This window comes from Pseudoalteromonas sp. c7(2019), assembly GCF_011378625.1.
GTDB classification, from domain to species: Bacteria; Pseudomonadota; Gammaproteobacteria; order Enterobacterales; family Alteromonadaceae; genus Pseudoalteromonas; species Pseudoalteromonas arctica.
In genome coordinates this window covers 15,061-28,865 of the sequence record NZ_WTKS01000003.1, presented here as the reverse complement: position 1 = coordinate 28,865, position 13,805 = coordinate 15,061, and the positions used below count along the sequence as shown (strand labels likewise).

Here is a 13,805-nt window from a genome sequence, read left to right as displayed (position 1 = left end):
GGATGAAAAGAGTTCAATGTATATTTTTAATCAGTGCAATGTTGCTAAGTTATGGTTGTGCGAATAATAAAGCAATTGATGGTAGTGCTACTCAGACCAACGTAACTGACGAAAAAAGCTACGTAAAAATAACAAAGCAAGAACTTGAAACTTTAAAAATGAGCTCCCAGCAGTGGCAAAATATGAAGCCAGAACTTGCGCGTTTATTACTTATTGAAGACGACTTAAGTTTACTAATATCGCAACTCAATACAATAGCTAAAGAAAATGAGCAGAAAAACGCACCCGTAATAAAAGCAGAAATCGTTAATACCAACACAATTAATCGATCCAATTTACAAGTAACAAAACCAGTTAATCCCAGATTTGCTTTACAAGTGCTTTCAATAACGCAAAAAGAACAACTCTCTTTAGCTTTTAGGCAACTACAGAAAAAGCTTCCTAGCTTACTAGGCGATAACTTTGTGATGAATGTTGAAACAATAAATGTAAAAGGAGTTATGTATAACCGCTTAAAGCTAGGCGCATACATAGACAAAAAAAACGCTATGGCTGACTGTCAAAATTTAAAGAGCCAAAATATAAATTGTTTAGTTAGTTATTACGTAGATCAGCCCTTTACCGCACAATAGCTAAGTCGGCATACAAATTGCTTCATCCTCAGTATGTTTTGAAGAGGATGGCAATTATGCGCCTTTTACTGCCTTTATTATTTTTAAATTTAGCTGCTTGTAACTTGGTGCCGCCGCCAGAACCAAGTGTGCCTACAGATGCACCTAAAGCAGCCATGGCTCCTTTTACGGTTAATGACTATGTAGTCAATTTAACGTCGCAACTTAACCACCTAAACGGAGCATTAAATGCTAATGCACGTGTTGGCGTTAGTAGCTTCTTTTATGCAGATGCACTAGATACAAAATTAGTGACAGGGCAAGCCTCAGGCTTAAGTCAGCAGATCCAAGAAAGTCTGCTTACACAATTTACTCAACTGGGTTATCACACCGTTGAGTACAGACTTGGGAATAACCTCTCTTTATCAGAAAACTCAGACAGTATTTTAAGTCGCGATTTAAGTAAATTACGTAATCGCCAAAATATTGACTTAGTTATCACAGGAACAGTGACTCGTCAGCAGCATGCATACATAGTTAATGCACGACTTGTGAATATAGAAAATAAACAGGTGCTCTCTGCGGGAAGTACCGAGATCCCAATTAATGTAATGTGGGGCAATGAGAAAATTCAGCAGCGTGACGGACTTTTATACCGAAGCGAATACTAATTTGGAGCACAAAATGAAAAACCTATTAATTACATTATGCTTACCACTGGGCTTTGGTTGCTCTCAAATACTAGGCACAATGAATACAGACACCACAACACCACAAAGTGAGCAAAGCAACCAACTGGTGAGTAACCAACGCGACGTTGCAGCACCTGTTTCTGACGATAACTTATTTCAGTCAGGAATGGCTCCACAAGATAACTACACAAAAGCAACACCGCCAATGCGCAAAAATATTAACCATTATGTGCGCGGCATAATGCAAGACATGGTTGAAAACTTACAGTACGTAAGTGAACAAACACCGTTAGCTGTTTCGAGTTTTATTTTTTTAGATGAAGACTACAACGATGGTAGCTTACTAGGAAACCAAATTGCAGAAAGCTTCATGCATGAATTACACAGCTTTGGTGTACCCGTTATTGATTTTAAAACAACTGATTATATGCGTGTTACCTCAACAGGCGACTTTGTATTTAGTCGCGACTATTTAGAGCTAAATCAAGATCAAAACTTTAAGTATGTACTAGCCGGTACACTTGTAAACCATCAAGGTGGTGTACTTGTTAACGCACGTATTGTTGGGCTAGAAAGTAAGGCCGTAGTAGGTTCTGCACAAGGGTTTATTCCACAGTCAGTTGTTGATGCGCTTAATAGTAGCTATCGCACTGATGGCATAATGTTAAAACAAGCAAGCAAGCAAGTGAGATAATTATGTATAGTAAATTATTTAACCGCTTTATCGTTTTTTTTGCTTTAGCTAACTTAGCAGGTTGTGCCTTTACTCAAAATAATGAAAGTGCTGAAATGAATGCATCTTCAACCACACAAGTAAATTATGACTTAGCAAGCATGCTTAAAACAGCCGAGCAAAAATCAACTCAAGATAATGTTAACGGCAATCAATTTACACCACTTAAACACCATAAAACACTTGCTAACTATGTAGAGCAAATGGCGCTTGATTTGGTTGATACGCTTGAGTTTGAAAGTGATACCAACGCCAATATTAATATTGCCGTTACTACCTTGGTCGATCTTGATTCATCGCTTACTAAAAGTAATCAATTGGGTAATCAAATTTCTGAAACGTTAATTCATCAGTTACAAAAGTTTGGTTATGGCGTGGTTGATTTTAAAACAACCCAAACAATAGATGTAAATAGCCGTGGTGATTTTGCTTTTTCACGTGATATTGAAAAGCTTAGTGATGAGCAAATGGCGAGCCATGTATTAGCGGGTACATTAATTTATCGCCATGATGCTGTTGTTGTAAATACACGTGTAATTAACGCGCATACAAAAAAAATCGTCGCGAGTAGTCGAAAACTAATCCCAATTTATGTACTAAATAAAGAAGATATATACTTATCAAGCAATTAAGTTCAGTTGTTGCTTGATATAAAAAACCAGATGCCGTTATAATTCACACCTCTAAGCACACAGCTTATTTGTGGCCTCTTAGTTAAATGGATATAACGGCCCCCTCCTAAGGGGCAGTTGCAAGTTCGATTCTTGCAGGGGCTACCAATTAAATCAATGAGTTATATTTTAACCTCCCTCCCTTATACTTTGTGTATAGCGTATATGTAGTAGTGTTGCACTTTTTAATTGAAGGCGTTTAAAGCTTCTTGCTCGCATTTTTCACGCTCTGTAATCATGGCTTCAAAGTCAGTTTGAATTTGTGCTAGAACAGTTGGTGGGTTAAGTCGTTTGATTCTTTTAAATTGAATACTTTATTCTTCATCATAGGCGAGTATTGCTAAAGTAATTTTTTCGCGTTCGATACCATTTGAAAATATTCCTTCGGTATCTAATTGTATGAGCACTTTCTCCATGGTTGTAAGCCATTGATGTGTAGTGGTCAATAAAATTTGGCCACAGTTTTAGAATCTTGATATCTAACCTCAGATTCATTTGGCGCTAAACCGGCATTATAATGATGCGGCCTAACGTTGTTGTAATATCCGTTGATATAATCACTAACGCTATATTTAGCATCTATAAAATTTCCATATCCAACCTTTGGCATCCATTCCGTTTTAAAGCTTCTAAAAAATCGCTCCATTGGTGCATTATCCCAACAGTTTCCACGCCTACTCATACTTTGTTTGATTTTATAGCGCCATAAACGTTGGCGATATTTTAAACTTGTATAATGACTACCCTGGTCTGAATGAAACATCAGTCCTGTCGGTTTTCCTCTGCTTTCATACGCGAGTTCAAGCGCTTTTAGCGTTAAATTAGTATCTGGCGACAACGACATGGCCCAGCCAACTACTTTACGTGCAAATAAATCAACAACAACGGCTAAATAAGCCCAGCGATTACCTACCCAAATATACGTCACATCACCGCACCACACGGTATCTGGCTCAACAACATCAAATTGTCTATCAAGCAGGTTTGGAATTTCAAGGTGTTCATTACCGCCGCGTTTATATGAATGTTGAGGTACTTGGCAGCTTTCAAGCTTTAATTTAACCATTAGCTTAGCAGCACGATAACGACTCAATTCAAAATCATTGTTCGTTGCTATTGCCGCGATTGTCCGCGCCCCAGCTGAGCCACCGCTCATTGCATGTATTGCTTTAACTTCAGCCTCTAGCCTTACTTGCTCTGACGTCGGCGTTGTATCCCGTATAGCCCAATATTTATAGCTGCTACGATGCACATTGAATACGTTACACAGCACGCTAATTGGGTAACGCTCTCGTTGATTTAGTTTCTCGATTAACGAGAATTGTTCAGGGAGTCGGACATCAAGAGAGCGGTAGCCTTTTTTAATATATCCTTTTCTAATTCGATGCGTTGGATTTGCTTTTTAAGTTCGCGGATTTCAATTTGTTCGGGCGTCATTGGCGAAGCAGATGGTGTCTGGCCATTCCGCTCTTGCTTTAATTGAGTAACCCACTTACTGACGGTTGATTTACCCACCCCCATCGCTTTAGCTGCTTCTTCTTGAGTATAACTTTGGTCAACTACAAGCTGAGCTGTTTCTAATTTTATTGCTGCAGAATACGTTGCGCGTTTTAATTTCGTCATTTTTTCACCCAAATTTGTATGCTTATTAGCATAACATTTCTTTCTTAATGGGTGGCCAAAACCACTGTACCACTACAATGCCAATTATCCATTGCTTCTATATCTGATTGAAACAAATCAATGCTGTTTTCTAGTTTTTGACACTCTAGAGTTGTTTCATCAAAGTATTCGGAATAATCCTCAAACGTGGGGTAGTCTTCTGGATTCCATTTAGCCATGTAGAAACTACTTACATCATTGCCGTACTCTTCTTCAAATACTTTTTTTAAATCCGATAAGGTATTAAACATTGGAAGTAGTGAGTAGCTACCTGTGTGGTAAAAGCCCATTACATAAAGATCGTTACCGTATTTTTGTATAATGTTTTTAAACGCTTTTTTGGTATCTTGATAAAGTGTTTTTTCGAAGTTTTTAGTATCTAACATGAGGTCATTATTTCTTTTATTATTACAGAAATTTATATGAAAAAGAGAGCGATTAAAACTCACTCTACTAAAATAAAATAACCAGAGCTATTATATGACTCTGGTTATTGTAAGTTAATATTAGCCATCACTTGTAATCGTATCGATTAGCTCACTAAGTACGGCTTCAGATTTACTTGTTTCTACTTGGCAAGTACCTGCATTTAAATGGCCACCACCGCCGTATTTAAGGCACAGTTCGCCAACATTCGTGTTTGAGCTGCGGTTAGTGATTGATTTACCAACGGCATAAACTACGTTTTGTTTTTTAAGGCCCCACATTTTATGAATCGAGATATTGCAGTCGGGGTACATTGCATAAATAACAAATCGGTTTGTGGCGTAAATTGTTTCTTCTTGGGTTAAATCAAGGACCACTAAGTTTTTATGGACGGTAGCGCATTGAGAAATTTGCTCTTTGGCTTTTTCGTTATGCTCGTTATATAAAGCAACACGTTCGGCTACGTCTTCCATTTTTAGGATTTCTTTGATGCTTTGATCTTTACACGCATCAATCAGTTTCATCATTAATTGGTAGTTTGAAATTTTAAATTCGCGAAAACGACCAAGGCCAGTTCGCGCATCCATAATAAAGTTCATTAATACCCAATCGGTTGGGTTTAATATTTCGTCTTTTGAAAACTGAGCAGCATCGCCTTTATCTACCGCGTCCATCATTTCAACAGAAATATTTGGAAGTTTTTCAGCGCCGCCATAATAGTCATAAACTACGCGAGCTGCTGATGGGGCTTCTGGATCAATAATATGATTTTTTATGTCGCTTGAGTTACGAACGGTTTCGCTAAGGTGATGATCGAATGCGATGTGACAACCTGCAACGTAGGGGAGGTTGGTGGTAATGTCGTTTTCGGTAATGTCTATTTTGCCATCTTGCATGTCTTTTGGGTGAACAAACAAAATATCGTCAATTAGGTCCAAGTCTTTAAGCAATACAGCACAAACTAAGCCATCAAAATCGCTGCGGGTGACTAGTCTAAATTTATTATTGGGCATAGCTATTCCATTTATTAAATTGAATTATCAATTAAGTGTAACAGCTAAATTTTTTTTTGAGAGGTCAGCTCAAAAAAATTATAAAAAAAAGCCAAAACGTTAGTTTTGGCTTTTGCTAGCAAGTTTGTATGTGTGGCAAATAGGTTATGCGCCTGGGCCACATTCCATACATGAATTTACAATGTCTGGGCCAAATTTAAGTTTGGCATTTAAGTCGCGAAGGGCGGTACGTAACCCTTCTTCAATTACTGGGTGGTAAAATGGCATCTCAAGCATTTCTGGTACGGTCATTTTGTTTTGTACAGCCCATGCAAGTAAGTGAGCGATGTGTTCGGCTTGTGGGCCAATAAACTCAGCACCTAAAAATAAGCCTGTACCTTGCTCTGCGTATACTCGCATATGACCTTTGTTTTTAAGCATTACTCGGCTACGGCCTTGGTTTTCAAAGCTGACTTCGCCTACTTCAAAACAACCACATGGGCCTAAACGGTCGGTAATTTGCTTGTAGCTTTCGCCTACCATCGCTATTTGTGGGTCGCTAAATACAGCTGCAATTTTAGCTCTGCGCAGACCTATACGTACATCTGGGAAGCGCCCGGCATTTTGACCTGCAATAGCACCTTGGTCTGATGCTTCGTGTAACAATGGGAGCATGTTACTCGCATCGCCTGCTATAAATATGTTCGACTCACCACATTGCATTGTGTGCGTGTCTGCGTGCGGTACGCCGCGTTCATCAAGCTCAATGCCGGTGTTTTCAAGGCCTAGTTTATCTACGTTAGGTACTCGGCCTGTGGCTGCAAGTACGTAGTCAAACTGTTCGGTGTGTTTTTCACCTTGTTTGTCGGTGTAAGTTAGCTGTGCTTTGTCGCCAACTTGCATCATGTCAGATACGTTTGAGTCGGTATCTACAAAAAATTCTTCAGCAAAAACAGTATTTGCATAGTCTTTTACTACTGGGTCTGTAAGTGGGCCAATTGCGCCGCCTACACCAAATAGTTTTACATTTACGCCTAGTCGACTAAGTGCTTGGCCAATTTCAAGACCTATTACACCAGGGCCAAATACAGCGACTGATTCTGGTAGGTCATCCCAATCAAATACGTCGTCGTTTATAATAAGATTGTCGCCAAAGTTATTAAATACGCCTGGGTATGAAGGGCGTGAACCGGTGGCAATTACAAAGCGTTTTGCTGTAATAATTGTGTGGTCGTCTATTTGTATGCGGTTTGTGTCTAAAAATTTAGCGTAACCACGAATTTTATCACCCTCTGGTAATTCATCTACGGCTTCTACTACGAATCCTGCAAAACGATCTCGTTCACTTTTAACGCGTGCCATAACTGCTTTGCCATCAATGATAGGCTTTGAGCTATGAACACCAAATGCAGGTGCCATTTCAATTGCGTGTGCAGCTTCAGCGGCTGCAATCAATAACTTACTTGGCATACAACCAACACGTGCACATGTAGTGCCGTATGGGCCTGATTCAATCATTAATACATTTTGTGTGAACTGTTTAGCATTACGATAAGCACTTAAACCAGCAGTGCCTGCGCCTATAACAACAACATCGGTTTGCAATTCTTTCATAGTATTTTTTCCTCTAATAAATAGGGGCATAAAAGCCCCTATTTTTACCTACTAACGTTAGGTATTTAATTTACTTATTAATTAAGCAAAGTATTTTTCTAAGTCGTCTGAACCACCGATGTGTTTACCACCAATGAAAATTTGTGGAACAGTGTCACGACCAGATACAGCTTTTAGGCTTGTTAGTGATGCGCCTGCACCCATAACAATCTCCTCATATGCGAAGCCTTTTTCTGCAAGAAGCTCTTTCGCTTTTTTACAGAAAGGACAGCCAGGTTTAGTAAAGATGCTTACTGGTTCTGGTTTAGCTTGCTTAGGGTTGATGTAATCAAGCATTGTGTCTGCGTCAGATACCTCAAACGGGTCACCTGGTAAATCTGGTTCGATGAACATTTTGTCAATCACGCCATCTTTAACAAGCATAGAGTATCTCCAGCTGCGCTTACCAAAGCCTAGGTCGTTCTTATCTACTAACATGCCCATGCCGTCAGTAAATTCGCCGTTGCCGTCTGGTAATAAAGTAATGTTTTGCGCTTCTTGATGTTCAGCCCATGCGTTCATTACAAAGGTATCGTTTACTGATAAACATACGATTTCGTCAACGCCGTTTTGCTTAAGTACGCCTGCTAATTCGTTGTAACGTGGTAAGTGAGTTGATGAACATGTTGGTGTGAATGCACCTGGTAGTGAAAACACTACAACAGTTTTACCTTTAAAAATGTCATCTGTTGTTACTGATTTCCAATCGTTATTTTGACGAGTTGCAAATGTAACACTTGGGATTGTTTGACCTTCGATATTGTTTAACATAATTTTTGTTCCTCTTGATTTGTTGATAGCCATTATGGTGAATAATTAAATATAGTTCCAATCGTTTGTTTGTATTAAACTGATAGTTATAAACTATCACGTAGAGCTGAATATGAACTTAAAAGATTTTGAATATGTAAAAGCAATAGCGCAATATAAACATTTTCGCAAAGCTGCCGACGCATGTTTTGTTAGCCAGCCTACATTAAGTGGTCAAGTAAAAAAACTCGAACGTGAGCTTGGTGTTACTTTATTTGATCGCTCAACCAAGCAAGTTACCTTAACAGCAAAAGGTGCTCGTTTATTGACACAAATAGAGATTATTTTAGAACAAACGCAAATACTCAAAGAACTTGCTGCTACTTCTAATGGACCTCTACAAGGTAAATTAACTATTGGTATTATTCCTACCATAGCACCGTATTTACTGCCTGCGTTATTAACATCAATGAAAGCGGCATTTATTAATAGTCAGTTTTCGTTTATTGAGATGCAAACAGCAACAATTTTAGAAGCCTTAAACAAGGGTGAACTCGACTTTGCTATTTTAGCCGATGTGCCAGAGCTTATTAATTACCATACGGTTGCTTTATACAAAGAAGATTTTTTAGTGGCGGTATCACACGATAACGCGCTGTCTAAGCATAAAAAAGTAGCGCTGAGCGATCTTCAAGGATGCAGCCTATTAATGTTAAGTGATGGCCATTGCTTTAAAGATCAAGCCCAAAAGTTTTGTTTTTCTGCAGGAGTCGATGTATCTAACCAGTATAAAGGTAATAGTTTAGAAACATTATTAGCGTTAGTGGCTATGGATGACGGTATTACATTTGTACCAAAGTTGGCATGTACCGACCGTGTAGGGATTGATTACTTGCCTATATTCCCTAATCAGCAGCGTAATGTGGTGTTTGCATGCAGAAAGCATTATCCGCATTTATCTGGTGTAGAACAATTGGGCGAGTGGTTATCGGCTCACCCTAATTTAAAAGCTAAATTGAGTAAAAAACTCTAAAGATCTTGGCTGATTATTTCTACTACATCGTTAATTTGCACGCCAGGTAGCGGTTTGTCATCAATACTGACTGCTACTGCGGTTTGCTGATAAAGCTGCTCTACGCGAATTTTATTAAGCGTGGTGATGGTGTGCGGCATAACATTACCTGCCGCGTCGGTTAAATAGTTATGGTGCGCAATGCTTAGCATTTGGCCTTTTTTTAACCCATGAGCTTTACCTAAGTTAATAACGATTTTGCTATTTTCCATATGCATTATTTTACCTTGAGTAGGTAAACACGCCATAGCTGCTTGAATGTCATAACTTACTGATTGGTTGATATCGGTTATGCTTTGCCCATAAGGCGATTGCCAAAACCTATCACTATTAACATCAACTATGGTTGTTTTTTCAAATGGCCAAATTGCTTGAGTATGGTAACTATTTTGCCAAAGTTGCTCATAGGTAGTGCCATCAAACAGTGCAAACTCAATGTTGTAACTGCGCTCATACGCCTCGTCTTGCCAAAATGCATAATCGTTATTGAGTTTGTCGCTAGTCGAAAGGCTGGTTATTTGGCTAAGCAGAACATATTGAGCGTTACTGCGCGAAGATATTTCTTCTAATTGGGCATTTGAATAGTCGTGCTGCTGCGAAAAGTATTTATCAACGCTTATTGCATTATTATAGTAAGCAATAGGTACTGCGCTCATTTTTGATTTTTGCAGGGAAGTAAAAATATTTTTGCTAATCGCTTTGCTTACGTCAAATATTTGACCCATTTTGGCGTGTTCACGATGAACAAGTTGGCTTTGTGTAACGGCCACAAACTTATTAAAACTATTTTGTGGGCATTGCTCTGTTTGAGAAAAAATATCGAGTCGTAATGTAACGGCAAATTTATTGTCGTATTTATTTTCGCTGATCAGTTCAATTTTTTGAATTTCGCCGTGGCTGCTAATTTTTAGCTGATCTTGCATTAACACGCCATCTACCAGGGTTTGTACAGAGCTAACCCGTGCGCCAGAGAACACTAACGCTTGTGTAATCGCATCTTTTATAGCGGCAGATTTAGCTGCGCTCGTATCACCATTTTGAACGTTCGCGTGACCCGTTGATTCATACCACTGTGCTTTAGTAAAAGGGGAGAAGGTTAATAATGCCGTTACACTTAATCCTGCAAATGCCAATGATAAAAACGACTTCATACTTTTACTCCAATTAAACGTTAGCTATTAACTAGGTAGAGCAAGGACTGTACCAATGTTATTTGGTAATTATTAGTAATGCTATAAATGGCATTAAACGTGCATATGTACTGCTAATTACTATACAAGGGCTAAATGCTATGCGAGCAATTTCATTACTTATTACACTTGGGTGTTTAACCTTAGGCGGTTGTAGCAGCGTTTTTGATAAGCATGTTGAATATAAATATGTAGAGCCAAATAATTACCCAGTTTTAAAAGCGATAGGGTATGCACCTATTAGCTTGCAAAAAGGCGCCAACCTGTCGCAAAAGCAACTTATGGCCATTAAGGCTTCTAAGCTTGAGGCTTACCGCGAGCTTACTGAGCAAGTATATGGGCAAAAAATTACCGCAGGAACAACGGTGGAAGGTTCAATTGCTCAAGACGATTACTTAGAAAGTAAAGTGCAGGGGCTCATTAAAGGTGCGCAAATTATAAAAACGTATGCTGTTGATGATACTTATGTAACCGAGCTTGAGCTCAACATGAAGCGTGTGCACGATTTATACATAGGTGAAGTAAAACCACGCGAAGTTAAAAAAGTAACGTACTACTAAAAAAGTTATTCAAAATATCTCATCCTCTTATATTGAGTGCTATGCTGTTGTTAGGATTAATTTTTAAGCAGATTGCGTAGTGCTCAACAGATGTATTTTATTGCCACTTATATTAACAGTGGCTCTGTAAATGGCGTTTAAGCCAACTCATTTAAATCCTAAATTATTTATATGGTGCAAAGCCAATTTGCGCTACCTATTGCTGTTTTTTGTACTCTCTAGTGGCGTGCTTGCAAGCCGACTAACTATTCAATTTAATACCTTTATTGAGCTGATGGATCAAAAATATGGACCTGCGCGAGCGGCTGTTGCACGTAACTGGCAAAGTATGTTGGTACAAACTCAAAATAAACCAGAACAACAACAAATTCTTATTGTTAATGATTTTTTTGCGCGTAATTTACGCTACCAAACTGATATTTTGCTATGGAAACAAAACGATTATTGGGCAACCCCTTTAGAAACGTTAGGCAGAGGCCTAGGTGATTGTGAAGATTACGCAATAGCAAAGTATATAAGCTTGAGAGCCCTAGGGGTGAGTGACGACAAGTTACGCCTTATTTATGTAAAAGCAAAAATTGCGGGCACTAACAAAACGCAAGCACATATGGTGTTAGGTTATTTTGCTACACCAAACGCTCAGCCACTTATTTTAGACAGTTTAATAACACAGGTTTTACCTGCTGCAAAACGTGTAGATTTAAGCCCTGTTTTTAGCTTTAACAGCCAAGGTTTATGGGCTAATAATTCAACCAAAAGTGTAGCCAGCCCAACAGCAAGACTTTCACGCTGGCGTAAAATTTTGGAGCAGACAACCAAAGAAGGAGTTATGTGGTAATGGCATCATTTTCCTTATCTAAGTACCTTAAAAAACGAAAAATAACACTCAGGCAAGAGCTGTGGATTGCATTATTAATTGTTATTTTTGTAGGCTTTATAAGTAGTGTTTTAATTAGCACTAATTCGGCTAAAAGTTATTTTTCGACCCAGCTGTACTTAAAAAATGTAGATAACGCCAGTTCACTCGCGTTAATGATCAGCCAATTAGACAAAGACCCCGTTGAGCTTGATCTATTAGTATCGGCCACATTTGATACCGGTCACTATAAGCGAATCGAACTACAAAACCCTAATGGTGAGGTGATTGTTAAACGCACGTTTACCGATGAGCTTAAAGCGACGGCTCCGCAGTGGTTTAGAGCAATGTATGGATTAAATGTACAGCCAGGGGTTGGGCAAGTAAATAATGGTTGGCAGCAATTTGGTACTTTGTTTATAGAAAGCCACAGTCAATATGCTGAGCAAGCCTTATGGGAAAGTGCGCTTAAACTATTTTTTAGTTTTTTAATTGTCGCTTTTTTTGCTTGTATAGTTAGTGCTTACTTTTTAAGTAGGATATTAAAACCACTAGATGATGTTGTGTATCAGGCTAATGCATTTGGTGAAAAACGTTTTATTAAATCGAGCGTTCCGCGCACTTTTGAGTTTGCGCGTTTAGTGCAATCAATGAACCAATTATCTACCCGTTTTAGCCGTATTATTAAAGAAGATAATAAACGTTTAGAAGAGCTTAGATTTAAATCGCAACACGATGAGCTAACTGGTTTAGCAAATAGAGAGTACTTTGGTGCAACGCTTGAGGCTCACTTACAAAAATCGAAAGATCATGCCCATGGTGCTTTGTTTTTATTTAGGGTTGTAAACCTCGATCGCGTAAGTGAGGAAGTGGGACGAGTAGAAATGGTTAACTTTCTACGTCGATTTTCACAGATGTTGGTTAGCTTCTTAGAGAGCAACCAAGAACACTTTTCTGAAAATTACATTGCACGTATTTCTCACAGCGATTTTACCGTTTTATTTAGTGATATTGATGATATTCAAGCAATCAGTGAACGTATTTTATTGATGCATCAATCGTTTGTTGAAGAGTATAAAAACGTTAAGCTAGCGATACCTCACAGCTGTACTTATATTCAAAAAGACGACACGCGATTTGATGTATTAAAGCGTGCGGATGAACTTTTAAAATCATCGGGTAAACGATCTGATGTACAAGCAAAAGTAGCTCAAATCAAGCAAGAAAGTGAGCTGTTTGATAATGCAACTAGCTGGAAAAATGCCATAGAAGAGGCACTCAACAATAATAATTTAGAAATAAATACTTACCCAGTAACGAGCTTTACAGGGCAGGTAATGCAAAATCAATTAGGGTTGAGCCTAAAGCTTGGTGGGCAAGTATACCGTGCTAGTTACTACTACCAGTGGGCTAACCGATTAAAGTTATTAGCGCGTTTAGATTGGGGTTTAATTAAGGCGTTGGTGGCTCATTATAGTATTGAGCCACCAAGTGAACTGATTTCGGTTGAATTATCTGCTCAAACGTTACTTGATGATGCTGCACTTGCTTCGATTCTTACGTACCTTTCGGCGTTTCCTGATTTAGCCTCTAAAATTTGTTTTGATATTCGTGAAAGTATTGCCGTTAGCGAAATTGAGATATTTAAAGATTTTTGTGAGCAGGCTCGATGTATGGGCGCTAAGGTAGCATTAAAACGTGTGGGCCCTGAATTTACTAAAATTAATAAAATTCAGGAATTTGGTCTTGAAATGATTAAGGTTGATAGCGTTTACGGACACAATATTAGTTACAGCCAAGATAACCAAACATTTCTGCGAGGAGTGTGCACGTTAGCGCATTCTATTGGCATTAAAGTGGTGGCTCAAGGTGTAACAAGCCAAGATGATATAGATACGCTTATTAACTTAGGTTTTGATGGGGTTATTAAAGAGTAA

15 protein-coding genes and 1 tRNA gene are annotated in these 13,805 nt (G+C 38.6%); 9 read left to right on the top strand and 7 right to left on the bottom strand.

Annotated features, from left to right (window positions below; genetic code table 11):
• The first annotated feature begins 2 nt into the window (after positions 1-2).
• The 5 genes from GQR38_RS03815 to GQR38_RS03795 all read left to right on the top strand — a co-directional run bounded on the left by GQR38_RS03815 (position 3) and on the right by GQR38_RS03795 (position 2,815).
• Positions 3-632, top strand: a complete 630-nt coding sequence (locus GQR38_RS03815) for an SPOR domain-containing protein (RefSeq protein ID WP_165721029.1) — start codon at positions 3-5, stop codon at positions 630-632.
• A gap of 56 nt (positions 633-688) precedes the next feature.
• The gene (locus GQR38_RS03810) at positions 689-1,282 is read left to right on the top strand and encodes a FlgO family outer membrane protein (RefSeq protein ID WP_007583140.1); all 594 of its coding nucleotides are present in this window, start codon (positions 689-691) and stop codon (positions 1,280-1,282) included.
• A gap of 13 nt (positions 1,283-1,295) precedes the next feature.
• A complete protein-coding gene (locus GQR38_RS03805; protein WP_165721028.1) occupies positions 1,296-1,997 on the top strand; it encodes a FlgO family outer membrane protein in 702 nt (233 codons plus the stop codon).
• A 2-nt stretch (positions 1,998-1,999) separates the two neighbouring features.
• On the top strand, positions 2,000-2,668 hold the full coding sequence (locus tag GQR38_RS03800; protein WP_024592956.1) for a FlgO family outer membrane protein: 669 nt from the start codon (positions 2,000-2,002) through the stop codon (positions 2,666-2,668).
• A 72-nt stretch (positions 2,669-2,740) separates the two neighbouring features.
• Positions 2,741-2,815 (top strand) — tRNA-Arg (locus GQR38_RS03795).
• Between the two features lie 206 nt (positions 2,816-3,021).
• On the opposite strand, the gene GQR38_RS20465 is transcribed toward GQR38_RS03795, so the two are convergent.
• The 6 genes from GQR38_RS20465 to GQR38_RS03765 all read right to left on the bottom strand — a co-directional run bounded on the left by GQR38_RS20465 (position 3,022) and on the right by GQR38_RS03765 (position 8,211).
• Positions 3,022-3,153: a DUF4303 domain-containing protein gene (locus GQR38_RS20465; protein WP_277344163.1), complete on the bottom strand. Its 132-nt coding sequence runs from the start codon at positions 3,151-3,153 to the stop codon at positions 3,022-3,024.
• A protein-coding gene (locus tag GQR38_RS03785; RefSeq protein WP_165737964.1) for an IS3 family transposase occupies positions 3,150-4,330 on the bottom strand; the annotation gives its coding sequence in 2 pieces (ribosomal slippage) (positions 3,150-4,072 and positions 4,072-4,330; 1,182 coding nt in all). Before GQR38_RS03785 ends, GQR38_RS20465 begins: the two co-directional genes overlap by 4 nt.
• Positions 4,331-4,374: 44 nt before the next feature.
• A complete protein-coding gene (locus tag GQR38_RS03780) occupies positions 4,375-4,755 on the bottom strand; it encodes a DUF4303 domain-containing protein (protein ID WP_240917412.1) in 381 nt (126 codons plus the stop codon).
• A 120-nt stretch (positions 4,756-4,875) separates the two neighbouring features.
• Positions 4,876-5,808, bottom strand: a complete 933-nt coding sequence (locus GQR38_RS03775) for an exopolyphosphatase (protein WP_165723021.1) — start codon at positions 5,806-5,808, stop codon at positions 4,876-4,878.
• 144 nt (positions 5,809-5,952) lie between these two features.
• Positions 5,953-7,401 (bottom strand): dihydrolipoyl dehydrogenase, encoded by a 1,449-nt coding sequence (locus GQR38_RS03770; RefSeq protein ID WP_165723022.1) that lies wholly within the window; start codon positions 7,399-7,401, stop codon positions 5,953-5,955.
• An 81-nt stretch (positions 7,402-7,482) separates the two neighbouring features.
• A complete protein-coding gene (locus GQR38_RS03765; RefSeq protein ID WP_010553231.1) occupies positions 7,483-8,211 on the bottom strand; it encodes a glutathione peroxidase in 729 nt (242 codons plus the stop codon).
• A 112-nt stretch (positions 8,212-8,323) separates the two neighbouring features.
• Between GQR38_RS03765 and GQR38_RS03760 the strand changes: the two genes are divergently transcribed.
• Entirely contained in the window at positions 8,324-9,223 is a 900-nt protein-coding gene (locus GQR38_RS03760) for a LysR substrate-binding domain-containing protein (protein ID WP_165723023.1), read from the top strand.
• Here GQR38_RS03760 and GQR38_RS03755 read toward each other — a convergent pair.
• On the bottom strand, positions 9,220-10,413 hold the full coding sequence (locus tag GQR38_RS03755) for a flagellar assembly protein FlgT (RefSeq protein WP_101217123.1): 1,194 nt from the start codon (positions 10,411-10,413) through the stop codon (positions 9,220-9,222). The two genes, GQR38_RS03760 and GQR38_RS03755, sit on opposite strands and share 4 nt — an antisense overlap.
• Before the next feature lie 140 nt (positions 10,414-10,553).
• Here GQR38_RS03755 and GQR38_RS03750 point away from each other — a divergent pair, with 140 nt between their 5' ends.
• The 3 genes from GQR38_RS03750 (at position 10,554) to GQR38_RS03740 (ending at position 13,805) form a co-directional block, all read left to right on the top strand.
• Complete coding sequence (locus tag GQR38_RS03750; RefSeq protein WP_024593173.1) at positions 10,554-11,012, top strand: LPP20 family lipoprotein; 459 nt, start codon at positions 10,554-10,556, stop codon at positions 11,010-11,012.
• Between the two features lie 130 nt (positions 11,013-11,142).
• On the top strand, positions 11,143-11,850 hold the full coding sequence (locus GQR38_RS03745; RefSeq protein WP_165723024.1) for a transglutaminase-like cysteine peptidase: 708 nt from the start codon (positions 11,143-11,145) through the stop codon (positions 11,848-11,850).
• The gene (locus GQR38_RS03740) at positions 11,850-13,805 is read left to right on the top strand and encodes a LapD/MoxY N-terminal periplasmic domain-containing protein (RefSeq protein ID WP_165723025.1); all 1,956 of its coding nucleotides are present in this window, start codon (positions 11,850-11,852) and stop codon (positions 13,803-13,805) included. The genes GQR38_RS03745 and GQR38_RS03740 overlap by 1 nt, the downstream gene beginning before the upstream one ends.